At 70.4% G+C, this 23,173-nt stretch carries 15 protein-coding genes; 6 read left to right on the top strand and 9 right to left on the bottom strand.

Annotated features, from left to right (window positions below):
• Positions 1-100: 100 nt before the first annotated feature.
• From CS062_RS08550 to CS062_RS27265, 5 genes are all read left to right on the top strand, one after another.
• The gene (locus tag CS062_RS08550; RefSeq protein WP_099861211.1) at positions 101-4,612 is read left to right on the top strand and encodes an SPM autocatalytic domain-containing protein; all 4,512 of its coding nucleotides are present in this window, start codon (positions 101-103) and stop codon (positions 4,610-4,612) included.
• Between the two features lie 79 nt (positions 4,613-4,691).
• Positions 4,692-5,846, top strand: coding sequence for a glycosyltransferase family 4 protein (locus tag CS062_RS08555; RefSeq protein ID WP_099861213.1), 1,155 nt, complete (start codon positions 4,692-4,694; stop codon positions 5,844-5,846).
• Between the two features lies 1 nt (position 5,847).
• Positions 5,848-6,609, top strand: a complete 762-nt coding sequence (locus CS062_RS08560) for a DUF5672 family protein (RefSeq protein WP_099861215.1) — start codon at positions 5,848-5,850, stop codon at positions 6,607-6,609.
• 58 nt (positions 6,610-6,667) lie between these two features.
• A complete protein-coding gene (locus CS062_RS08565) occupies positions 6,668-7,675 on the top strand; it encodes a hypothetical protein (RefSeq protein WP_099861217.1) in 1,008 nt (335 codons plus the stop codon).
• Positions 7,676-7,852: 177 nt separating this feature from the next.
• Positions 7,853-9,430 carry a methyl-accepting chemotaxis protein gene (locus tag CS062_RS27265; RefSeq protein WP_099861219.1) on the top strand — a complete coding sequence of 526 codons (1,578 nt, stop codon included), beginning with the start codon at positions 7,853-7,855 and terminating at the stop codon, positions 9,428-9,430.
• Positions 9,431-9,517: 87 nt separating this feature from the next.
• On the opposite strand, the gene CS062_RS08575 is transcribed toward CS062_RS27265, so the two are convergent.
• The 5 genes from CS062_RS08575 to CS062_RS08595 form a co-directional block, all read right to left on the bottom strand.
• A complete protein-coding gene (locus CS062_RS08575) occupies positions 9,518-10,810 on the bottom strand; it encodes a patatin-like phospholipase family protein (RefSeq protein ID WP_199174202.1) in 1,293 nt (430 codons plus the stop codon).
• Positions 10,811-10,959: 149 nt separating this feature from the next.
• A complete protein-coding gene (locus tag CS062_RS08580) occupies positions 10,960-11,991 on the bottom strand; it encodes a TRAP transporter substrate-binding protein (protein WP_099861221.1) in 1,032 nt (343 codons plus the stop codon).
• Between the two features lie 55 nt (positions 11,992-12,046).
• Positions 12,047-13,339, bottom strand: a complete 1,293-nt coding sequence (locus CS062_RS08585; RefSeq protein ID WP_099861223.1) for a TRAP transporter large permease — start codon at positions 13,337-13,339, stop codon at positions 12,047-12,049.
• 18 nt (positions 13,340-13,357) lie between these two features.
• Complete coding sequence (locus CS062_RS08590; protein WP_438270467.1) at positions 13,358-13,897, bottom strand: TRAP transporter small permease; 540 nt, start codon at positions 13,895-13,897, stop codon at positions 13,358-13,360.
• Positions 13,894-14,388 carry a gluconokinase gene (locus tag CS062_RS08595; protein ID WP_099861264.1) on the bottom strand — a complete coding sequence of 165 codons (495 nt, stop codon included), beginning with the start codon at positions 14,386-14,388 and terminating at the stop codon, positions 13,894-13,896. The genes CS062_RS08590 and CS062_RS08595 overlap by 4 nt, the downstream gene beginning before the upstream one ends.
• Positions 14,389-14,736: 348 nt before the next feature.
• Here CS062_RS08595 and gntR point away from each other — a divergent pair, with 348 nt between their 5' ends.
• Positions 14,737-15,759 (top strand): HTH-type transcriptional regulator GntR, encoded by a 1,023-nt coding sequence (gntR, locus tag CS062_RS08600; protein ID WP_099861225.1) that lies wholly within the window; start codon positions 14,737-14,739, stop codon positions 15,757-15,759.
• 123 nt (positions 15,760-15,882) lie between these two features.
• On the opposite strand, the gene CS062_RS08605 is transcribed toward gntR, so the two are convergent.
• From CS062_RS08605 to aroC, 4 genes are all read right to left on the bottom strand, one after another.
• Entirely contained in the window at positions 15,883-19,152 is a 3,270-nt protein-coding gene (locus tag CS062_RS08605) for an efflux RND transporter permease subunit (RefSeq protein WP_099861227.1), read from the bottom strand.
• Positions 19,153-19,290: 138 nt separating this feature from the next.
• Complete coding sequence (locus CS062_RS08610) at positions 19,291-20,445, bottom strand: efflux RND transporter periplasmic adaptor subunit (protein WP_099861265.1); 1,155 nt, start codon at positions 20,443-20,445, stop codon at positions 19,291-19,293.
• 267 nt (positions 20,446-20,712) lie between these two features.
• Positions 20,713-21,942 (bottom strand): MFS transporter, encoded by a 1,230-nt coding sequence (locus CS062_RS08615; RefSeq protein WP_099861229.1) that lies wholly within the window; start codon positions 21,940-21,942, stop codon positions 20,713-20,715.
• A gap of 52 nt (positions 21,943-21,994) precedes the next feature.
• Positions 21,995-23,104: a chorismate synthase gene (gene aroC, locus CS062_RS08620; RefSeq protein WP_099861231.1), complete on the bottom strand. Its 1,110-nt coding sequence runs from the start codon at positions 23,102-23,104 to the stop codon at positions 21,995-21,997.
• Positions 23,105-23,173 lie beyond the last annotated feature (69 nt).

Raw genomic sequence — 23,173 nt, forward strand, 5'->3', positions numbered from 1 at the left:
CGCGCCCCCGGTTTGCCGTTTGCGGCCCTCGCCCGCGCGCCCGGCCGGCGTGGGCCGCAAACGACAGACCGTCAGGTTCCCGCAGTACCCTCCCCTCCCCATGGCCACTTTCGACGTCGGTTCGCTCACTCCCGAGGAGATCGCAGCCCTCACCACCGCGCAGCTCGCCACGCTGACCGGGCCGGAGTGGGCCATGCTGAGCGCCGCGCAGGTGGTGGGCCTGACCACGCTGCAGGTGCATGCGCTGACCGCGCGGCAGCTCAACTACCTGGCCTCCGGCCAGCTCGCGGCGCTGGAGCTGCAGGATGTGCAGGCGCTCAACACCGGCGCGCTGCGGACGCTGACCACCGCCTCGCTGGCGGCGCTGACCACCGACCAGATCCACGCGCTGACCACCGCGCAGATCCCGGCGCTGACGGTGGACCGGCTGCGCCGCATGGACAGCGACCAGTTCAGCGCGCTCGACAGCGCGCAGATCGCGGCGCTGTCCTCGGTGCAGGTGCGCGGCCTGGGCAGCCAGCAGATCGGCCTGCTGAGCACCGAGGAGGTGGCCGTGTTCAGCACCGCCTCGATGCAGGTGCTCAACACGGTGCAGATCGGCGCCCTCAGCGTCGACCAGCTCAACGCCTTCAGCACCGCCCAGATCGGCGCGCTGCGTGGCAACCAGACCCGCGGCCTGAGCGGCGACCAGCTCAGCGCGCTGAGCACCGACGCGCTGCAGGCGCTGAGCACCGGAGCGATCCGCGGCCTGACCACGGCCGCGGTGTCGCAGCTGTCCTCGGACGCGGTGCAGTCGCTGGACAGCCGCCAGATCGCCGCGATGACCAGCCAGCAATTCCGCACGCTGGGCACCGACGCGCTGGTGGCGCTGACCACCGAGCAGGCCGGCGCCCTCAACACGCTGCAGATCAAGTCGCTGAGCACGGCGCAGGTCGCCGCGCTCGAGGGCGAGGACCTGGCGGCCATCGGCACCAAGGGCCTGCGGGCGCTGAACTCGGCGCAGCTCGGTGCGCTGTCGTCCGACCAGGTCGACGCGCTCAGCTCGCGCCAGGTGCAGAGCCTGACCTCCACCCAGCTGATCGGCGTCGGCAGCGAGCAGCTGCCGGCCTTCAGCACCGACGAACTGCGCCTGCTCAGCAGCAGCGCGCTGATCGGCCTGAAGCCGGAGGTGCTGGGCGCGATGAGCGCCGAGCAGCTCGGTGCGCTGAAGACGCTGCAGATCGCGATGCTGACCACGCGCCAGCTGGCCGCGCTGGACACCGACGACCTGGCCGCGCTGTCGACCGCGCAGCTCGCCGCGCTGAGCTCCAAGCAGCTGCAGTCGCTGACGACCGAGCAGTTCCACTCGCTGGGCACCGAGGACCTGGCCGCGCTCGGCAGCGCGACGCTGCGCGGGCTGACGCCGGCGCAGATGGCCTCGCTGAGTTCGGAGCAGATCGCCTCGCTGAGCGGAGCCCAGACCGGCACGTTGACGACGGCGCAGCTGCGCGACCTGAGCGACGAGCAGCTCGCCGCCCTGGGCACGGCGGCGATCCAGGCGCTGTCCACGCGGGTGATCGCGACGCTGACCGATCACCAGCTCGGCGTGCTGAGCTCCGACCAGCTGCAGGCGCTGACCAGCGGCCAGATCCGCGCGCTGGGCACGGCGCAGCTCGCGGCGATGAGCCCGGAGGACCTGAACGCGCTGAGCACCGCGCAGTTCGCGACCTTGACGTCGGCGCAATTCCGCGGCCTGACGACCGACCAGGTGGCGCAGCTGGAGCCCGAGGACTTCGGCGCGCTGAACGCGACGGTGATCCGCTCGCTCAGCAGCGCGCAGGTGCAGGCGCTGGATGTCACCCTGGTCGCCGCCTTCAGCACCGCGCAGACCGGCGCGATGACCGCGGCCCAGGTGGCGGCGCTCACGCCGGCCCAGCTGCAGGTGCTGGCGCCGGCCTCGCTGCAGGCCATCAGCACGCTGGCGATCCGCGGCCTGAGCGCCGACCAGCTCGATGCGCTCGGCCCGACCGGTCTGGCGTCGCTGCGCGACGGCCAGCTCGCCGCGCTCAGCACGGCGCAGGTGCGCACCCTCGACCATGACAGCCTCAATGCGCTGGGCAGCGCGCACTTCGCGGCGCTGACCTCCTTCCAGCTCGCCGCGATCTCGACCGACGAGATCGGCGCGCTCGACCCGACGCTGCTGGCCGCCGTCAAGCCGATCTACCTGACCGCGCTGACGACCGAGCAGATCCATCTGCTGAGCCGTGAGCAGGTCGGTGCCTTCGGCAGCGCGCAGACCGCGCTGCTGGGGACCGGCCAGGTGGCGGCGCTGACGCCGACCCAGATCGACGCGCTGTCCACCGACGGCGTGCGCGGTCTGAGCGTCCAGGCCCTGCAGGGCTTCACCACCGAGCAGCTGAACGCGCTGGTGCCCGACCAGTTCGCGGCGATGCGCACCAACCAGGTCGCCGCGCTCACGACCACCCAGCTGGCCGCGCTGGAGCAGGCCGACCTGAACGCGCTGGATTCGTCGCAGTTCTCGGTCTTCTCCTCCCGGCAACTGGCGGCGCTGGGGACCGACCAGATCGCCAACCTGGAGTTCCAGGACGTGGTCGGCCTGACCACCCGCGCGCTGGCCGGCCTCAGCTCGGCCCAGATCGCCGCGATGAACGGCGACAGCATCGCCTCGCTGAGCAATGCCCAGCTCGCGGCGCTGAGCTCGAAGCAGTTGATGGGCCTGACGGCCGACCAGATCGACCGGCTGGGCACGGCGCAGCTGGCCAGCCTGGGCTCGCAGGCCTTGCTGGGCCTGAGCAGCGACCAGTTCGGCTCGCTCGACCTGGACCAGATCGGCGCGCTGTCGGTCAAGCAGATCGCGGCGCTGAACTCGCTGCAGATCGCGGCCATGGATCCGACCGCGCTGGCATCGCTGACGACGCTGCAGTTCGCGGCGCTGCGCTCGTCCCAACTGGCGGCGCTGAATGCCACCCAGATCGCCGCGCTGGAGACCCAGGACCTGGCGGTGCTGCACACGACGGCCCTGAAGGCGATGGGCTCCGACCAGATCGCGCTGCTGAGCGTCGATCAGGTGGCGGCGCTGCGGCCCGACCAGGTCGGCGCGCTGAGCTACCAGCAGGCGGCGGCGATGACCACCGAGCAGATCCAGGCGCTGGGCACGGCGCAGATCCTGGGCCTGACCAATGTGCAGGTGCTGGCCTGGACCAGCGACCAGATCGCGGCGCTGGACGCGCAGGACGTGGCGCTGCTGCCCGGCCGCGCGATCCGGGTGATGGACGCCGGCGACTTCGCCGGGCTGACCACCGACCAGGTCCATGCCATGACCAGCCTGCAGCTGGCCGAGATGACGACCGCGCAGCTGGCCGGATTCGGCACCGAGGACTATGCGGCGCTGAGCTCGTCGGCCTTCCGGGCGCTGGGGACGGCGACGCTGAACGCCTTGTCGACCGAGGTGTTCGCCTCGCTCGGCTCGGACCAGGTCCACGGGCTGACGACGCAGACGCTGCGCGCGCTGCACACCGAGGCGATCGCGGCGATGCACTCCGACGCGATCGAGGCGTTGGACAGCCGCCAGGTCGCCGCGCTGACCTCCCAGCAGGTGGCGGCGATCTCGTCCGAGGGCTTCGCGACGATGTCCAGCGACGACCTGGCCGCGCTCAGCCGCGACCAGGCCCGGGCGCTGACCCTGGACCAGATCCACGCGATCGGCACCGACGCGGTCATCGGCTTCGAGACCCGCGACCTCGCCGCGCTGAACATGGACCAGGTGCTGGCCTTCAGCACCGAGGCGCTGCATGCGATGAGCGGCGCTCAGCTCGACGCGCTGTTCCTGGCCACGCCCATCCTGCTGAACCTCGACGGCCATGGGCTGGGCACGGTCGCCGCGGCGCAGGGCGTCAGCTTCGACATGAACAACACCGGCCACGCCCAGCAATGGGGCTGGATGGCACAGGGCAACGGGCTGCTGGCCCGCGACCTGAACGGCAACGGCCAGATCGACTCGGGCGGCGAGCTCTTCGGCAGCGGCACCGTGCTGGCCAACGGTCACCGCGCGGCCAACGGCTACGAGGCGATGCTGGCGCTCGATGCTAATGCGGACCACGTGCTGAACGCCCACGACGCCGCCTTCTCCCAGTTGCGGATCTGGGCCGACGCCAATGGCAACGGCAAGACCGACGCGGGCGAGCTGAAGTCGCTGTCCGACCTGGGCATCGTCGAGCTGGACCTGGCCGCCCGCTCGAGCTCGACCGTCGACCACGGCAACCTGGTCGGGCTGCTCTCAGGCTACAAGACCGCCGACGGCGTCACGCACCAGATGGGCGATGTCTGGTTCGCCAAGGCCACCGACGGCACGGCGGACGGCCACGCCGCGTCCGCCAGGCCGCAGGTGTCCGCCGAGGACGTTCTGGCCGCGCCCGCGGCATCGACCACCGCCCTGCTGTCCGATGCGGCGCACACCGCGGCCTCCGCCTCGGCGACGGTCTCCCCGGGGGTGACGGCAGGCCCGGCCTCGGCGCCGGAGGAGACCGCCGCCTCGGTGCACCACGCCGCGATGGCGGCCCTGCACGCCACCGCCCGGCGGCTGGAAGAGGACGGCGCGGCCCCGCTGCTCTGACCCCTGAGCGCGGGACTGGGCCGGACCCATCCCCCTTATCGGCGTATGGCCCTCGGGACGAGGGGACACAATCGGCCGGATGAAGACACTCTGCATCGAGGGCTGGCGGGGGGTGAACCACTCCATCGCGATGGTCAACCAGAACCAGATCCTGGAGATGGTGAAGGACCCGCGGTTCGAGCTGTTCCACCGGGACGCGCCCTTCTTCATGCCGCATTGGGACAAGGGCAAGCTGGACTCGGGCTTCGCGCCGGAGGAGCGCGCCATCATCGACGCGCTGCCCGATCCCGGTGACCGGGTGATGGACGTGCGGCTGCGCATCGCCTCGCCGGTGCGGCTGGGCGATCCGGCGGCCGCGCGCCGCAACGCGACCTTCGTCGTCACCGAGTTCGGCCTGTCCGGCAAGAGCTTCGACCCGCCCGAGATGCCGCCCGCCGCACTGACCCAGGGCGACGACTTCGTCGTCACGCCGACCCGCTGGTCCAAGGCGCGGCTGGTGGACTACGGCTTCGAGGCCGACAAGGTCCTGGTCGTGCCGCACGGCTACAAGACCGACACCTTCTTCCCGATGACGCCGGAGCAGCGCCAGGCCGCCCGCGCGGCGCTGGGCATGCAGCCGCACGAAACGGTGTTCACCAACGTCGGCGTGGCGACCTGGAACAAGGGCATCGACCTGCTGCTGCTGGCCTTCGCCGAGCTGCGCCTGAAGGGCCTGCCGGTGCGGCTGATCCTCAAGGACCATCAGGGCCTGTACGGCATCGGCGTCGAGCGCCTCTTCGCCGAACTGGCGACCCGGGCGCCGGCGCTGAACTCGCCCCAGGTACGCGAGGGCATCGCGATCCTGTCGACCAGCCTGAACCTGCCGCAGTTGCGCTCGCTGTACGCGCTGTCCGACGCCTATGTCTCGCCCTACCGCGCGGAAGGTTTCAACCTGCCGGTGCTGGAGGCGATGGGCTGTGGCACGCATGTGATCGTCAGCGGCGGCGGCGCCACCGACGACTTCACCCCGCCCGAGCTGTGCCACCGCCTGCACAGCCGCCCCGGCACCGCGGCCGACGCGCCGCAGCCGGTCGGCGCCTTCGTCGTGCCCGACCTGGACGACCTGCGCGAGGCGATGCTGCAGGTCGTCGAGCAGCGCCTGACGCCGGCGCCGCGCCGCGAGGCCGCCCGGCAGCGGCTGGAACAGCGCTTCTCCTGGGGCACGGTCACGAAGCAGCTGCTGGACCTGATGTGAGATGAGCACCGCCGCCAAGCCCAGCATCGCCGTCGCCATCGTCGACACCGACCTGCATGTCCTGGCGCGCCAGGCGCTGCTGCACAGCATGCGGCAGATGGAGCTGCAGGGCCTGCCCTTCAGCCAGGTGCTGATCTACTCCGACAAGCCGGAGCTCTGGCCCGGCCTGCCGGTGATCCCGGTGCCGACGCTGCGCTCGATCGCGGAGTACAACCTGCTGATCACCCGCGAGCTGGCCAAGCACCTCAGCGCCGACCATGTGCTGGTGATCCAGTACGACGGCTTCGTGCTCAACGCCGACCAGTTCTCGCCGCACTTCCTGCACTACGACTACATCGGCGCGCCCTGGCCCAACTACGAGGTCAACGAGGTCGGCAACGGCGGCTTCTCCTGGCGCTCGCGCCGGCTGGTGCATGCGGTCGCTCAGCTGGACTATCCGGACCCGACCGAGGCCGAGGACCTCTACATCTGCCGCACGATGCGCGAGACGCTGGAGCGCGCCGGCTGCCGCTTCGCGCCCAAGGCGATCGCCTCGCACTTCTCGGTCGAGTTCCCGGCGGTGCCCTACCCGACCTTCGGCTTCCACGGCATCTTCCACCTGCCGATGGTCTACCGCGAGATGCCCGACTTCCTGCTGGAGCATCTCTCCGACCGGATCATCAAGACACGCAGCGGCTTCCTGCTGCCCGGTTTCCAGGCGGTTTCCCCGGCCGCGGCCGAGAAGCTCCAGCAGCGGCTGGCGTCACTGAACGCGGCGCATTGAGCACCCGGCCGCCCATCTTTCCCTTCCCAAGAACGACCACCGATCCACAAGGCCACCGATGAACGCGAAGCAGCAGATCGTCATCCTGATTCCCCACGGCGTGCAGACCGGCGGGCCGGAGGCCTTGCACCAGCTGTCGGACTCGCTGATCCGCCAGGGCCACGATGCGCGCGTCTGGTACGTGCTGCCCACCGACCTGCCGGCCGTCGACGACCTGTTCCGCCGCAACGGCCTGGGCGCCGGCACGGTGCTCAAGCTGCAGCCGCGGCCCAACACCGTCGCCGACTACGACAAGTACCAGGTGCGGCTGGCCGAGGAGATCGCGATGACGCCCGATACCTGCGTCGTCCTGGCCGAGACCTATGTGCATTGGCTGCGCTACTTCCAGCCCTGCACGCCGATGGTCTGGTGGCTGAGCATCGACAACGCCTTCGAATACCTGTCGGTCAACAAGATCAACCTGAACCTGCTGCGCAGCGAGCGCGTCCTGCACACCTACCAGTCGAGCTATGCGCGCGACGTCATCCGGGCGCTGGGCTGCAACCGCACGCTGCCGCTGTCGGACTACACGCCTGGCAAGCCGGTGCCGGCCGCGGGCGAGCCGGTCTTCGAGACCGCCGCCAAGACCGACATCGCCCTCAATGCCAACCACAAGGTGGTCTACGACGTGGCCGCGATCGCCGCCCGGCTGGAGCGCGAGAACGGCTGCAAGGTCCACCTGATCCGCGGCCTGACCCGGGCGCAGGTCTACGAGGCTTTGGGGCGCAGCAAGCTCTTCATCGATCTGGGCACCTTCCCCGGCAAGGACCGGCTGGCGCGCGAGGCGCTGATGCGCGACTGCTGCGTCTTCGCGCTGGACGTGGGCGCCGCGCGCGACTATGCGCTGCCCGAGGAGTGCTATTTCAAGCCGGACCAGGTGGATCAGGTCTTCACCGGCGCCGCCGGCCTGATGCGCGATTTCGAGCTCTACCTGGAACTGTCGCGCCCGGCGCGACAAGCGGTGCTGCGCGAGCGGATGATCTTCGAGCGCGAGGTCGCGGGCCTGGCGCACGCCTTCGCCGCCTGAACCCGTCCCTCCCCGTCCGCCCCGTCAGGGTTTCCCCCTCCCCCGCCTGACGGCGGATGTAGGGGATCGCCCTTCATGCGAAATGGCGAGGCCCGCATTGAGAAAGCGCGGGACGGCGCCGAAGATGAGAGGGGACCGCGGACAGCGGCCTCGGGCATCCATCAGGGAGGAACACCAATGAACATCTCGGGCCTCAAGGTCAAGACCAAGCTGTGGGCCGGATTCGGCGTGATGGCGATGATCGTCGCCGCCGTGTCCGGCGCGGCGCTGCACTGGCTGAACCAGTCGAGCTCGCGCGTCGAGAACTACCTGCAGGGCGTGGCCGCGCGCGAGCGGCTGGTCGTCGAGCTGCAATCCGCGGCGAAGTCGCGGGCCATCGCGGCGCGCAACCTGGTGCTGGTGAGCACGCCGCAGGACCGTGCGATGGAGCTGCAGTCCGTCACCCGCTCGCATGAGGCGGTGCAGCAGTCGCTGGACCGGCTCAAGCGCCACCTGGCCGCCGCGACCGATGCGACGGCGCAGGACCGGACGCTCTACGACAAGGTCGACGCGATCGAGCAGCAGTACGGCAAGGTCGCGCTGGCGATCGTCGGTCTGGCCAAGGACGACCGGCGCGACGAGGCCATCGCCAAGATGAACGCGGAATGCCGGCCGCTGCTGGCGGCGCTGCTGACGGCCACCGGCGACTTCATCCGCTACGAGGACGAGCGCTCGGCCGCCGAGACCCAGGCCGCGACCGAGCTGTTCGCGCACGACCGGCTGCTGCTGATCGCCACCGCGCTGCTGTCTGCCGGCATCGCGGGCGTGCTGGGCTGGCTGATCAGCCAAGCCGTCACCCGGCCGCTGAACCGCGCGATCCAGGTCGCGCAGTCGGTGGCCGACGGCGACCTGCGCGACGAGATCCAGGTCGAGGGCCGCGACGAGTTGAGCCAGCTGCTGTCTGCGCTCAAGGCGATGAGCGGCAACCTGTCGACGATGGTCTCGAACGTGCGGCAGGCCGCCGACGGCATCGCGACCGCGTCGACCCAGATCGCCACCGGCAACCAGGATCTGTCCAGCCGCACCGAATCGCAGGCCGGCGCGCTGCAGCAGACGGCCTCCTCGATGGCGCAGATGACCGAGACGGTGCAGGTCAATGCCGAGACCTCGCGCAAGGCCACCGGCCTGGCGGATGCCGCGGCGCAGGTCGCCGGCCAGGGCGGCGAGGTGGTGGACCGTGTCATCACCACGATGGCGGCCATCACCGGCTCCAGCAAGCGCATCGGCGACATCACCGGCGTGATCGACGGCATCGCCTTCCAGACCAACATCCTGGCGCTGAACGCCGCGGTCGAGGCGGCGCGCGCCGGGGAACAGGGCCGCGGCTTCGCGGTCGTGGCCAGCGAGGTGCGCGCGCTCGCGCAGCGCAGCGCGCAGGCGGCCAAGGAGATCAAGACGCTGATCTCGGACAGCGTCGAGAAGGTCGATGCCGGCGGCATGCTGGTGCAGGAGGCGGGTCGCACGATGGGCGAGGTGCTCGCCCAGGTGCGCAAGGTCACCGACCTGATGGGCGAGATCAACGCGTCCACCGAGCAGCAGACCCAGGGCATCGTGCAGGTCAACGAGGCGGTGGCGGCGATCGATCGCGGCACCCAGCAGAACGCGGCGCTGGTCGAGGAAAGCGCCGCGGCGGCCGAGAGCCTGCGCCAGCAGGCGCTGGCGCTGACCGAGGCGATCGCCAGGTTCAAGGTGCGCGGCGGTATCGCGGGCGCCTGAACACCGCGCCGGCTGGAACGTCCGGAAGGGCCGCAAGGGCCGGAGGGCCGGAAGTCGCCGCGCGGGCTGCCGGCCTGACGCTCAGCGTCAGGCCTTGCCGCTCTTGTCGGCCTTCTCCGTCTTGTCCGTCTTGTCCGTCCTGCCAGCCTTGCCGACCGCGCCGGCCGCCTTGACCGCCGGCCGCGCGTTGCGCACCCGATTGGCGAGGAACACCTCGCCGATGTCCAGCGTGCTCTCGTGGCCGACATGCTGCGCGCAGGTTCCCAGCCACTTGTCGGCCGCGTCGCGACCGAGCACGAACAACGTGGTCAGCAGCCGCGGATCGGTGTTGAGCTTGCTCGACGCGCCGAACGGCGCCAGGCCGTCCTCGTCGGCGATGCGGTGCAGCCGCATCTGCTTGTAGCGCGTCGGATCGATGCGCCGATCGCGCAGCAGCCGCTGCACGAAGGCGATCGCACGCAGCTCCGCCACCAGGCTCGCGTTGAAGGTGATCTCGTTGATGCGGTCGTCGATCTCGGCCGCCGTCCGCGGAATGCCCTCATGCTCGCGCGGATTGATCTGGATGAGCAGCACGTCGTCCGAGGCGGTGCCGTAGACCAGCGGCCACAGCGCCGGGTTGCCCGAGAAGCCGCCGTCCCAGAACGGCTCGCCGTCGATCACCACCGTCTGCGCGCTGTGCGGCAGGCAGGCCGAGGCCATCAGCGCCTCGATGCCCAGGTCCTCGCCGCTGAACACCCGCGGCTGGCCGGTGCGCACCGAGGTGGCGGTGACGAAGACCTTGATCGGCCCCTCCCGCAGCGCGTCGACATCGACATGGCGCCGGACGATGTCCCGCAGCGGGTCGAGGTTGAAGGGATTGAGCTGGTACGGGCTCCACAGCCGCAGCCAGGCGTCCCAGGCGGCCATGCCCGGCCAGGCGCTGCGGTTGAAGACCCAGGCCGGCGTCTCCCGCCGCGCGGCGTCCTCCGGCCCCTGGGTCTCGCCGACGACGCCGAAGCAGGCCGGCACGCCCGACACGTCCTGCCAGAAGCGCGACAGCGCCTGGCGGGCGCCGAGCGCTCCGCCCCGGGCGAAGCCGGTGGCCATGACCGCGGCGTTCATCGCGCCGGCGCTGGTGCCCGACACGCCGTCGATGCGCAGGCGGCCGTCCTCGAGCAGCCGGTCCAGCACGCCCCAGGTGAAGGCGCCGTGCGAGCCGCCCCCTTGCAGCGCGAGGTCGATGACGCGCGGTTCGCCTGCCCCGGCGGCAGTCGGGCGCTTGGGGACCGGGACCTCGAGGACGCCCTCGGCGCCGGCTTCGCCGGTGGGGCCGACGCCGCCGGAGATGGCGGCGGGCAAGGCGCGGGAACCGCGGCGGCGCGGGCGGGAGGACGTCGTCATGTCGTAGCGGTCGGGAAGCGCGCCGGTCGGCGGCGGAACCCGCAGCCTACCGTGACGGCGTGTCGTTTGGGCAGCGGCCGCCCGCGCGCGGCCGCGAGCCGCCCTCGCGTTCCCTCAGGCCGAAGCGTGACCGCCTCCGCCCCGGGGGCTCACTTGCCGCCGCGCAGCTTGGCCAGCTGGCCCTGGGTCTCGGTCCACAGGTCCATGCCGACCTGCGTCGCCACGCCGGCATTCACGCGGGTCAGCTTGTCGCGCATGCGGGCGGTCTCGGCCGGGCTCAACTCGTTGACCGCCATGCCCTTGGCCTTGAGTTCGGCCAGCGCCTTGGCGGCCTCCTCGCGGGTGTCCTTGCGCTCGAAGTCGCGGCTCTTGACCGCCGCCTGCTGCAGCACCGCCTGCTCGTCCTTGGACAGGCCGTCCCAGAACTTCTTCGACACGGTCACGATCCACGGGCTGTAGACGTGGTTCGTCACCGTCAGGTACTTCTGCACCTCGTAGAACTTGGCCGACAGGATGGTGTTGTACGGGTTCTCCTGGCCGTCGACCGCCTTGGTCTCCAGCGCCGAGAACAGCTCCGAATACGGCAGCGGCACCGCGTTGGCGCCCAGCTGCTTGAAGCTGTCCAGGAACACGTTGTTCTGCATCACCCGCAGCTTGATGCCGTCCAGGTCTTCCAGCTTGTTGACCGCATGCTTGCTGTTGGTCAGGTTGCGGAAACCGTTCTCCCAGTAGACGAGGCCGACCAGGCCCTTGTCGGTCAGCTTGCCGCGGACCTTGTCGCCGACCGGGCCGTCCAGCAGCGCGTCGGCCTCGCGCACGTTGTTGACCAGGAAGGGCGTGTCCCACAGCGCCATCTCCTTGGCGATGCCCACCAGCGTGGCGGTCGAGCCGACCATCATCTCCTGCGCGCCGCCGATCAGCGCCTGCTGCATCTGGGTGTCCGGACCGAGCGCGGCGCCGCCGATGGCGCGCACCTTCATCTTGCCGCCCGACAGCTTGGCCACCTCGTCGGCGAAGACCTTGACCGCGCGGCCCTGGTTGCTGTTCTCGGCCAGGCCGTAGCCGAAGCGGATCAGGCGCGGCTTGATGTCGGCGGCCTGCGCGGGCAGCGCCGCGCTCAGCGCGACGGCGGCCAGCGCGACGGCGGCGGCCAGGGTGTTGCGGCGGGTCTTGAAGCTCATGGTTGTCTCCTGGGGATGAGGGTCGCTGAGGATCAGGGGAAGGGTCGCGGCCGGGTCAGCGCATCCACTTGACGGGCGCGATGACCAGTTCGGGGAACACGGTGAACAGGACGAGGATCAGCGCATAGGTGAGCAGGAACGGGTTCACGCCCTTGATGACCTGGTGCATCGACAGCCGGCCCACGCCGGCCACGACGTTCAGGACCGTGCCCACCGGCGGCGTGATCAGGCCGATCGCGCCGTTGAGCACGAACATCAGCCCGAAGTACACCGGATCGATGCCCGCCTTGACCGCGATGGGCAGCATCACCGGCGCGAAGATCAGGATCGTCGGCGTCAGGTCCAGCGCCGTGCCGATCACCACGAGGATCAGCATCATCAGCGCCATCAGCAGCCGCGGCGACTCGATCAGCCCACCCAGCCAGCCGGTCAGCACGCCCGGCAGGTCCGCCAGCGTGATCATGTAGCTCGCCACCTGCGCGCCGGCGCACAGGAACATCACGATCGCCGTGGTCTTGGAAGCCCGCACCAGCACGCCGTGCAGGTCGCGCAGGCCCATCTCGCGGTGCACGACGAAGCTGATGACCAGCGCGTAGAAGGCGGCGACCACCGCCGCCTCGGTCGGCGTGAACACGCCGGTCTTCATGCCGCCGATGATGATCAGCGGCATCAGCAGCGCCCAGAACGCCTGGGCGGTGGCCTTGAGCCGCTCGCCCATCGGCAGCGCGGTGCCCGGCGGCAGGTCGATCTTGCGCAGCTGCAGCTTCCACGCGATCAGCAATCCCAGGCCCATCACCAGCCCCGGCACGATGCCCGAGAGGAACAGCGCCGAGATCGAGGTGTTGGTCGTCACGCCGTAGATCACGAACGGCATCGACGGCGGAATGATCGGCGCGATGATGCCGCCCGAGGCGATCAGCCCGGCGGAGGTCGCCATCGGATAGCCATGGCGTCGCATCATCGGCAACAGGATGGTGGCCAGCGCGGCGGTGTCGGCCAGCGCCGAGCCGCTCATGCTCGCCATCAGCACCGAGGCCCCGATCGCCACGAAGCCCAGCCCGCCGGGGATGTGGCCGACCCAGGCCTGCGCCATCTGGATGATCCGGCGGCTGATGCCGCCCGCGTTCATCAGCTCGCCGGCCAGGATGAAGAAGGGCACGGCCAGCAGCGGGAAGCTGTCGATGCCGGCCACCAGGTTCTGCGCCAGCAGCTGGGTGTCCCAGAACTCCAGCGCCCAGGCCATGCCGGCGCCGGTCAGCACCAGCGCGAAGGCCATCGGGATGCCGATGCCCATCAGCAGCACCATGCCGCCGACGAAGACGATGAAGGACAGTGCCTCGTTGCTCATGATCGATCTGCCCCGCCCTTACTCGACGTCGGACTCGTGCTCGAGGTCCAGCGGCTTGCCGCGGACCAGTTCCCAGGCCGCCATGGCCGCGATCGCGGCGCAGGACAGCAGCGCCGGCAGCGGCAGCAGCGCGGTCGGATAGCCCAGGACCACCGAGCGGCTGTCCATGCCGACGACCACCTGCTGCCAGGCCCCCCAGCCGACCAGGCCGGCCGCCACGATGACCGCGACGCGGATCAGGCCGGTGACCGCCCGCAGCGCCCGGGGCTTGCCGCGCAGCGGCAGCAGCAGGCTGGTGAAGGCCATGTGCTCGCCCAGCGGATAGGCCGCGGTCGCGCCGATGAAGACCATCCAGACGAACAGCAGCCGCGACAGCTCCTCGCTGGCCGCGATGCCGCCACCGAAGCCGTAGCGCAGCACGACGTTGACGAACACCGCCAGCGCCATCACGCCCAGGCACAGCGCCATCGCGGCCTCGCCCGCCGTGCGCAGGCGCGAGCGCGGCGCGGCGGCGCCCGCTCCGGCCGCGGCGGAAGGATCGTGATCGGACATGCTCATGCGTCGGTCTCCTGGGAGGGATGCGCGGCGAGCAGCGCCAGCGCGCGCCCGACCTGCTCGTCCAGCGGCAGCGCCGCCGGCACGGTCACGACACCCGGCTCGCCGGTCGGCGGCTCGAGCGTGGCGAACTGGCTGTCCACCAGGCTCGCCGGGAAGATGTGCGCGGCGGCGCGCGCGGCCACGCGCTGCAGGGCGAGCGGCTTGTCGATGTCCAGGTAGACGAAGCCCACTGCCGGGCGGGCGGCTCGCAGCCGCTCGCGGTAGGCGCGCTTGAGCGCCGAGCAGCTCAGCACCACCGGCGCCTGCGTCCGCAGCATCTGCCCGAGCTGGTCCAGCCAGCCCCAGCGGTCCTCGTCGGCCAGCGGCTGGCCGGCCTGCATCTTGGCGATCGAGGCCGGCGCGTGATGCAGGTCCCCCTCGATGAAGGCCCAACCCAGCGTGCGGGCCAGCGCCTCGCCGACGCTGGTCTTGCCGCAGCCCGCGACGCCCATGACGACAAGGGCCGTGGCCCGGATCGGGCCCGGGTTCGAAGCGGCGGTGGCGGTCGGCAGAGTCATTGGATAGCGCTATCTCGATGGCTGAAAAGAGACGGCGATCGGGTCATCCGGTGTCGCCGTCGGCCCTCGTCGCACGAGGTGAACGCCCGGTCCGGCAGGGCCTGACAAGGCGTCCAACGGCTGGGATAGCGCTATCTTAGGTGGTGCATCCAGGCACCAGGAGAGGGATTACGCGTAGTTTCGGGGCGGGGCCGAGCGGTGGGCGGCGGCGTTGCGCCGCGGCCGGCGGCCCCGGGTCGGACCCGGCTGGCGACCCAGGGGGATAGCGCTATCCTCCGGGCGATGAACCCGCCCTCCTCCAAACGCCGCCGTGCCACCGGCCGGGCCACGCTGCAAGACGTCGCGCTGGCCGCTGGCGTCAGCCCGATCACCGCCTCGCGCGCGCTGCGGGGCGAGCGCAGCGTGGCGGCGGAACTGGTCCAGCGCGTCACCGCCGCCGTCGCCCAGCTCGGCTACGTGCCGGATCCGGCGGCCCGGGCGCTGGCGTCCTCGCGCAGCAACCAAGTGGTGGTACTGATCCCGCTGCTCTCGAACGCGCTGTTCGTGGACCTGCTGGACGCCGCGCAGCGCACGCTGCTGGCCGCCGGCTACCAGAGCCTGATCGGCGTCACCCACTATCACCCCGAGGAGGAGGAGGCGCTGCTGCGCACCTACCTGATGAACCGCCCGGCGGGGCTGCTGGTCACCGGCTTCGACCGCACCGAGGCGGCCCGGGCGCTGATCCACGGCAGCGGCGTGCCCTGCGTCCATGTGATGGAGAACCGCGGCGAACCGGGGCTGTATTCGGTCGGCTTCTCGCAACAGGCGGCCGGTCATGCGATGACGGCCGAGCTGATGCGGCGCGGTTATCGCCGCATCGCCTTCGCCGCGGCGCAACTGGACCCGCGCACGCTGCAGCGCGCGCAGGGCTACCGGGAAGCGCTGGGCGCGGCGCACGATCCGGCGCTGGAGTTCATGGACGCGGCGCCGTCCTCGTTCGCCCTCGGCGCGGCGATGTTCGAGCGCGTCCTGAACACCGTGCCAGATGTCGACGCGATCTTCTTCAACAACGACGACCTGGCCCAGGGCGCGCTGCTGCAGGCGCTGCGGCTGGGGATCCGGGTGCCGGAGCGCGTCGCCGTCACCGGCTTCAACGACCTCACCGGCGGTGGCCAGATGCTGCCGCCGCTGAGCACGGTGCGCACCCCGCGCGGCGAGATCGGCCTGGAGGCGGCGCGGATGCTGGTCGCGCTGATGCGCAACGAGGCAGTCGCCGAGCCCTGCCTGGATCTGGGCTTCGAGCTGGTCCTGCGGGAGAGCTGCTAAGCCTGCTCCCATGAAAAACGCCGGATCGTTGCCGATCCGGCGTCCGTGTGGTCAACGGTGCGGTCAACGACGGGCGCCCTGCCCGGCGTGCTGTCCAGCGTGTGGTCCAGTGCCTGGCCGGCCTCAGTCGGCGATGCCTGGCGTCGGCGTGCCCGGGCCGACCGCCGGTGCCGGGCGGTCGTGCGTCGTCGCATCGGGGGTCGCGTCGGAGGGCGTCGACGCCGCCTCGAAGGTCTTGCGGCCCTTCACCAGGTAGGAATAGATCACCGGCACCACCACCAGCGTCAGGATCGTCGAGGTGATCACGCCGCCGATGATCGCGCGGCCCATCGGCGCCTGGATCTCGCCGCCTTCGTTGAGCGCGATCGCCATCGGCAGCATGCCGAAGACCATCGCCGCGGTGGTCATGATGATCGGCCGCATCCGCGTCAGGCCGGCCTGCAGCAGCGCCTCCGGCACCGACAGGCCCTGGTCCTTGCGCGCATGGTTGGCGAAGTCCACCAGCAGGATCGCGTTCTTCGTGACCAGGCCCATCAGCATCACCAGGCCGATCATCGAGAACACGTTCAGCGTCGTCTTCCACAGCAGCAGCGCCAGCATCACGCCGATCAGCGCCAGCGGCAGCGAGGCCATGATCGCGATCGGCTGCACGAAGCTGCCGAACTGGCTCGCCAGCACGATGTAGATGAAGATCAGCGCCAGCCCCATCGCGATCAGCAGGCCGTTGAAGGCCTCCGCCTGCTGCTTGCCATCGCCGTCGACCATGAAGCTGATGCCCGGCGGCAGCTGGGTCTCCTTGATCAGCTTCTGCACGTCGGCGTTGACGTCGCCGCCGGGGCGGCCTTGCACGCCGGCGTAGACCGCCTCGCGGCGCTGCAGGTTCTGGCGACGGATCACCTCGGGGTTGAACACCGGCTCGATGGTCGCGACCTGCTCCAGCGCGATCGGCGAGCCGTCCCGCGCGAACGCCACCGGCAGGTTGCGCATCTGCTCGATGCTCTGGCGCTGCGCCTTGGGCAGGCGCAGCAGCACCTCGACCTGGTTGCCATCGGGCGTGGTCCAGTAGGTCGCGATGTCGCCGTTGACATAGGCGCGCAGCGACGAGGCCACCTGCACCGCGTTGAGTCCCAGCTCCCGCACCGCCGAGTCCTTGAGCTTGACCGCGTAGGCCGGCAGCCCCGGCTTGACCGTGGTGTCGACGTCCACCGCGCCCTTGATCTTCTTGACCTTCTCGGCGAAGTCCTTGGCCACCTGGGTCAGCACCTCCGGATCGGAACCGAGGATGGTCACCCACACCGGGCGGTTGAAGCCGACGCTGACCTCGACGCCGGGGATGCGCGCGATCTCGGCGCGGATCGCGTCCTCCACCTGCATCTGGGTGCGCTTGCGCAGCTTGCGGTCGACCAGCGCGATGTCCAGGTTGGCCTGGTTGCGGCCGGTGGCCATGCCCTCCCCGCTGCTGCCGACGACGGTCGCGACGGTCTTGATCTCCGGGAAGGTGGCCAGGATCTCCTCGACCTGGCGGACCTTGGCCTCGCCGCGCTCCAGGCTGGTCGCCACCGGCATGCGCAGCGTCAGGTGGGTGAAGCCCTGGTCGATCTGAGGCTGGAACTCGCTGCCCACCGCCGGCACCAGCAGCAGGGCCAGCACGAAGCTGCCGATGCCCGAGCCGGTCACGATGCCGCGCGGCGTGATGGTGGCCAGCCGCAGGCGGCGCGGTGCGGTCTTCAGGCGCTGGCCGTCCGGCCCGAACGGACGACCGAAGGCCGGCAGCGGCGGCACCAGCATCCGGTAGCGGCGGCCGGAGAACACCCAGCGCAGCGTCTTCTCATAGACGTCGTGCAGGAGGTCCATGCCGCGGTCGGTGGCGCGGACCAGGTGGCCGATGACCGGCACCTTCTTGATGTAGGTACTCGGCGGATCGGGCCAGACCGAGGACAGCATCGGGTCCAGCGTGAAGCTGACGAACAGCGACACCAGCACCGCCACCGCGACGGTGATGCCGAACGGATAGAAGAACTTGCCGACGATGCCGCCCATGAAGGCCACCGGCACGAACACGGCGCAGATCGCGAAGGTCGTCGCCATCACGGCCAGGCCGATCTCGTTGGTGCCGTCCTCGGCCGCGCGGTGGTGGTCCTTGCCCATGCCGACGTGGCGCACGATGTTCTCGCGCACGACGATCGCGTCGTCGATCAGCAGGCCGATGCACAGGCTCAGCGCCATCATCGTCATGAAGTTCAGCGTGAAGCCGAAGGCGTAGATCGCGATGAAGCTGGAGATCACCGAGATCGGCAGCGTCAGCCCGGTGATGATGGTCGAGCGCCAGCTGTGCAGGAACAGGAACACGATGGCGATGGTCAGCAGCGCCCCTTCGATCAGCGTGTGGCGCAGGCCGTCCAGCGAATGCTTCACGAAGTCGCTGTTGACGTAGACCAGCCGCAGCTCCATGTCCTTGGGCAGCGTCTTGCGCATCTCCTCGACCGCCGCCTTGACCGCCTCGCCGGTGGCGACGATGTTGGCGTCCTGCTGCTTGAAGATGTTGAAGGTGACCGCCGGCTGGCCGTTGATGCGGGCGATGCTGTCGAGCTCGCGCTCGCGCTCGCTGAGCGCGCCCAGGTCGCCCAGGGTCAGCGCCAGATCGCCGCGGCGCGCGACCACCACGTTCACGAACTGCTTGGGATCCTTGACCTTGCCTTCGACGCGCAGCATCGCGTCGTCGTAGCGGTTGGAGATCAGGCCCACCGGGGCGTCGGTATTGGCCGCGTTCAGCGCCTTGGAGATCTCCGCCGGGGTGATGTTGTAGGCGCGCAGCCGGGTGGGGTCGAGGTCGATGCGCACCTCGCGCACGGCCATGCCGCCCACGTCCACCTTGGCCACGCCCTCGACGCGGCCCAGCCGCTTGGAGACGGTCAGGTCGGCCATCATCGACAGCTCGCGCAGGGTGCGGTTGGGGCTCATCAGCGCGGCCACGATGATGGGCTGCGCGTTCTCGGTCTGGAAGCGCTGCACCATCGGCGGCTTCACATCGCGCGGGAACTGCGCCTGGGCCTGCGCCACGCGGTCGCGGATCTCCTGCATGCCGCGGTTCATGTCGGCATTCAGCGAGAACTCGACCGAGGCCTGCATCCGGCCCTCGAAGCTGCGCGACTGCACCCGCTCCACGCCGGCGATGGTGTTGAGCGCCTCCTCGAGCGGCTTGGCCACCTCGCGTTCGACCGCCTCTGGCGAGGCGCCCGGGTACTGGATGTCGATCTGGGCACCGGGAAAGGTGATGTCGGGCGACTGCTCGACGCCCAGCTTGGAATAGGCGACCAGCCCCAGCACGCACAACGCGACCATGACCATGGTGGCGAAGACGGGGTTGCGGATCGAGACACGGGTCATCCACATGGGAAGCTCCCTTCGAGGGTTCGGTTCGGTCGAGGCCGGCCGGGCCGGGCGAAGGCGCCCGGCGCCAGGGGTCGGCCGTCTGGCCGTCAGGCCATTCGGGCCCGGAGCGCCACGGCGGCGCCGCAGCCCGGGCGGCGATTACTGGGTGGTGGCGCCGCTCGCGGCGATGCTGGCCATGCTGGCCTTGGGCGCGCGGATCTCGGCGCGCTCGCCTTCCTTGAGGTTGTCGAAGCGCGCGCCCAGCACCTGCGACTGCGGCGTCACGCCGGCCAGGATCTCCACCCGACCTTCGCGCGCATCGCGGCGGCCGGTGGTCACGATGCGGCGCACCAGCATGCCCTTCTCGATCAGCCAGACGTGTTCCTGGCCGGACACCGCGCCAATGGCGGTGGACGGCACCGTCAGGCGCGGCTTGTCGTCGGGCAGTTCGACGCGGGCGACGGCGTACTGGCCGGCGCGGAAGCGTTCACCGGCGTTGTCCAGCGTCAGCGTCACGCCGATCGAGCGGGTGCCCGGTTCGGCGGCCGGGGCGATGCGGGCGATGCGCGCGGTCACCGGCTCGTCGCTGCCCTCCACCTTCACCTGCACCGTCATGCCGGGCGAGAGCTTGGCCACCTCGTGGGTGCCGACCAGGCCGGCGAGTTCCAGCTTGGACAGGTCGACGATGGTCAGCACCTGCTGCTCCGCGGCGACCTTCTCGCCGGGCAGCGTGTGACGCTTGGCGACGATGCCGTCGATCGGCGAGATCAGCGCCGCCTGGCGCAGCAGCACTTCGCTGGTGCCGAGCTGCGCCTGGGCGGACAGCATCTGGCCGCGCGCCGACTCGAGCTGCGCCCGGGAGTTGTCCAGCGCCGTCGGCGCGATGAAGTTCTGCGAGGCCAGCCCCTGGTTGGCCTTGTACTGGCGCTCGGACTGCTCGTACATGGCGCGGGCCGACTCGACGCTGGCGTTGCGCTCGGCGACCTTGTGGCGCAGTTCCTCCAGGTCCAGTTGGCCCAGCGACTGGCCGGCCTTGACCCGGCTGCCCTCGCCCACCGTCAGGCGCTCCAGGCTGCCCGAGGCCTTGGCGCGGACGACCACGGTATTGGGCGCGACCAGCGGTCCGGAGAACTCGATCAGGCCGGGCATCGGCGCCATCATCGGCTTGATGACCTCGGCCGCCTGGAACTCCAGGGCCGGCTTGGCCGTGTCCTTCTTCGCTGCCGGAGCGCTGCTCCCGCTCGTGGCGTACACGCCGGCGCCGCCCGCCAGGACGGCCACCGCCACACCACCCAACCACCATTGCTTGCGCATGATCTCCCCCATCCTTCGACACGGGATCACCGGTTCGATGATCCTTGAATGCGGCGGAGTGTAGGAATCCCCAAATTGATGCGGGAGACAGACGCGACGAACTGCTGTTTGTGCGTCATGGCCTGCTTATCTCAGGGACTGAAATCGGCCCCTCTGACGACAAGTTGCTAGTCGAAGCGACGAAAGCACAGAAAGAGGCCATGGCCTGCGATTGCTTTTTGGCTTTCAGAACCGGACTCGCCATAGCGCCCGGCGGGTCGGCGCCGCTCAGACCGGGCGCAGCGGATCGCGCTTCGCGCAGCGCCAGTGACAGCCGGCGCCGACGAGCGCGCAGATCGACGCGGCCCAGAAGCAGGCCGCATAGCCATGACTTTCGGCGAGCCAGGCGCCGCCCAGGCTGCCCAGCACGCCCGAGACGCCGTAGCCCAGCACCGCGTACAGCGCCTGGCCGCGGCCCTGGAGGCGGCCGGGGAAGTAGCGCCCGATCAGGCCGATGCAGGCCGTGTGCTGAGCGGCAAAGGTGACCGCATGGCAGCACTGGAGCAGGACCATCGCCCCAAGGCTCGCACCCAGCCCGGCCGTACCGGCCAGGCGCACCGCCGCCAGCAGGGCCGCGGCGATGAGCCAGTGATGCAGGTGGTGATGCCGGACCCAGCGGCCCTGGAAGGCGAACCAGGCGATCTCCGCCGCGACCGACACCGCCCACAACGCGCCCACCTGCCCTTTTCCGTAGCCGAGCCGGTCCAGGTAGAGGCTGTAGAACGCGTAGATGGCGGTGTGCGCCAGCACGGTGAAGAACATGCCGAGGAAGAACCAGCCGACCTCGGGCCGGCGCAGCGTCTCGGCGATGGAGGCCCGCTCCGCCACGTCATGCTGGACCGCGGCCCGCCGCGGCAGCCGCCAGGCGGCGATCACCAGGGTCGTCAGTCCCGTGACGATGGTCCATGGGAATACCGACATGCCCGCCGCGTCGAACCACCAGCCGCCGCCAACCACGGTGACCAGGAAGCCGACCGAGCCCCACAGCCGCACGCGGCCGTAGCGCTTCGGATCCATGCCGCCGCTGGCGGCCAGCTCATGCGCGATCAGCGCCTCGTTGAGCGGCGTCACGCAGGCGTTGAAGAAGTACATCAGGAACACGACCAGCGTCAGCCCGAGCACCGACGCACCGCCTCCGCCCGACGACACCAGCAGCAGGCCGCAGGCGCTGATCCAGCAGGCGAGCGCCGCGGCCCGGATCAGCTCGACCCGACGGCCGCTGCGGTCGGCCACCAAGCCCCACAGGTAGGGCGCGAACAGCCGGGTCCAGCTCTGCATCGACACCAGCAGCCCGATCGCCACCACCGGCAGGCCGAGCGACTTGTACCAGAGCGGCGCGAACGGGTTGAACAGGCCGATGCTGCCGTAATAGGCGCAGCCGAGCAGCGCGCTCGCGCGCAGCACGCGGGCGCCGTCCGGCGTCGACGGGAGGACCGACGGAACGGGGGATCGGGCCATGAGGCTCTAGGGATCGGGCGGACCGCGCCGTCGTGCGGACGCAGTCCCGGATTCAGCCCGCGTCGGGGCGATGCGCGGCGATCGCGGGGATGGGCAATTCGACGTCGGCGCACTGCGCCCGGTCCATCAGCACATGGTCGATGACGACCAGCGCCAGCATCGCCTCGGCGATCGGCGTCGCGCGGATGCCGACGCAGGGATCGTGGCGACCGAAGGTCTCGACCGTCGTCGGCTCGCCGGCGCGATTGATCGACGCCTTGGGCGTGCGGATGGAACTGGTCGGCTTGATCGCGATCGACACCCGCAGGTCCTGCCCGCTCGAGATGCCGCCCAGCACGCCGCCGGCGTTGTTGCTGGCGAAGCCGGCCGGCGTCAGCTCGTCGCCATGCTGGCTGCCGCGCTGGCGCACGCTGTCGAAGCCGGCGCCGATCTCGACGCCCTTGACCGCGTTGATGCCCATCATCGCGTAGGCGATGTCCGCATCGAGCTTGTCGAACAGCGGCTGGCCCAGGCCCGCCGGCATGCCGGTGGCCTCGACCATCAGCTTCGCGCCGACCGAGTCGCCGTCCTTGCGCAGCGCGTCCATGTAGTCCTCGAGTGCCTGGATCTGCGACACGTTGGCGGCGAAGAACGGGTTCTGGCCGACATGCTCCCAGCCCTCGAAGGCCAGGTCGATCTCACCGAGCGCCGTCATGCAGCCGCGGAACTGGACCCCCAGTTCCTGCTTCAGCCATTTGCGCGCGACCGCGCCCGCGGCCACCATCGGCGCGGTCAGCCGGGCCGACGAGCGGCCGCCCCCCCGCGGATCGCGCAGGCCGTACTTGCGCCAGTAGGTGTAATCGGCATGACCGGGACGGAAGGTGTCGAGGATGTTCCCGTAGTCCTTGCTGCGCTGGTCCACATTGCGGATCAGCAGGCAGATCGGCGTGCCGGTGGTCAGTCCCTCGTAGACGCCGGACAGGATCTCGACCTGGTCGGGCTCCTGGCGCTGCGTGACGTGGCGGGAGGTGCCGGGACGGCGGCGGTCCAGCTCCGGCTGGATGTCCTGGGTCGACAGCGCCAGCCCGGGCGGGCAGCCGTCGATCACGCAGCCGATGGCCGGGCCGTGGCTCTCGCCGAAGTTGGTGACGCGAAACAAGCTGCCGAAAGTGCTGCCGGACATCTGAAGGACCTGCCGAGGCGAGAAGCCGAAGCCGCTGATTCTACGAGCGCGACTTCGGCGGATGACGCG

It is taken from the genome of Roseateles chitinivorans, assembly GCF_002761755.1.
Taxonomy (GTDB): Bacteria; Pseudomonadota; Gammaproteobacteria; order Burkholderiales; family Burkholderiaceae_C; genus Roseateles; species Roseateles chitinivorans.

Coding starts and splice junctions, on each gene's coding strand:
- CS062_RS08585 (WP_099861223.1), bottom strand. CDS start 13,339: ATGAGCAACGAGGCACTGTCCTTCATCGTCTTCGTCGGCGGCATGGTG.
- CS062_RS08580 (WP_099861221.1), bottom strand. CDS start 11,991: ATGAGCTTCAAGACCCGCCGCAACACCCTGGCCGCCGCCGTCGCGCTG.
- CS062_RS08595 (WP_099861264.1), bottom strand. CDS start 14,388: ATGGGCGTCGCGGGCTGCGGCAAGACCAGCGTCGGCGAGGCGCTGGCC.
- CS062_RS08550 (WP_099861211.1), top strand. CDS start 101: ATGGCCACTTTCGACGTCGGTTCGCTCACTCCCGAGGAGATCGCAGCC.
- CS062_RS08560 (WP_099861215.1), top strand. CDS start 5,848: ATGAGCACCGCCGCCAAGCCCAGCATCGCCGTCGCCATCGTCGACACC.
- CS062_RS27265 (WP_099861219.1), top strand. CDS start 7,853: ATGAACATCTCGGGCCTCAAGGTCAAGACCAAGCTGTGGGCCGGATTC.
- CS062_RS08590 (WP_438270467.1), bottom strand. CDS start 13,897: ATGAGCATGTCCGATCACGATCCTTCCGCCGCGGCCGGAGCGGGCGCC.
- CS062_RS08575 (WP_199174202.1), bottom strand. CDS start 10,810: ATGACGACGTCCTCCCGCCCGCGCCGCCGCGGTTCCCGCGCCTTGCCC.
- CS062_RS08555 (WP_099861213.1), top strand. CDS start 4,692: ATGAAGACACTCTGCATCGAGGGCTGGCGGGGGGTGAACCACTCCATC.
- CS062_RS08565 (WP_099861217.1), top strand. CDS start 6,668: ATGAACGCGAAGCAGCAGATCGTCATCCTGATTCCCCACGGCGTGCAG.
- CS062_RS08615 (WP_099861229.1), bottom strand. CDS start 21,942: ATGGCCCGATCCCCCGTTCCGTCGGTCCTCCCGTCGACGCCGGACGGC.
- CS062_RS08610 (WP_099861265.1), bottom strand. CDS start 20,445: ATGCGCAAGCAATGGTGGTTGGGTGGTGTGGCGGTGGCCGTCCTGGCG.
- gntR (WP_099861225.1), top strand. CDS start 14,737: ATGAACCCGCCCTCCTCCAAACGCCGCCGTGCCACCGGCCGGGCCACG.
- CS062_RS08605 (WP_099861227.1), bottom strand. CDS start 19,152: ATGTGGATGACCCGTGTCTCGATCCGCAACCCCGTCTTCGCCACCATG.
- aroC (WP_099861231.1), bottom strand. CDS start 23,104: ATGTCCGGCAGCACTTTCGGCAGCTTGTTTCGCGTCACCAACTTCGGC.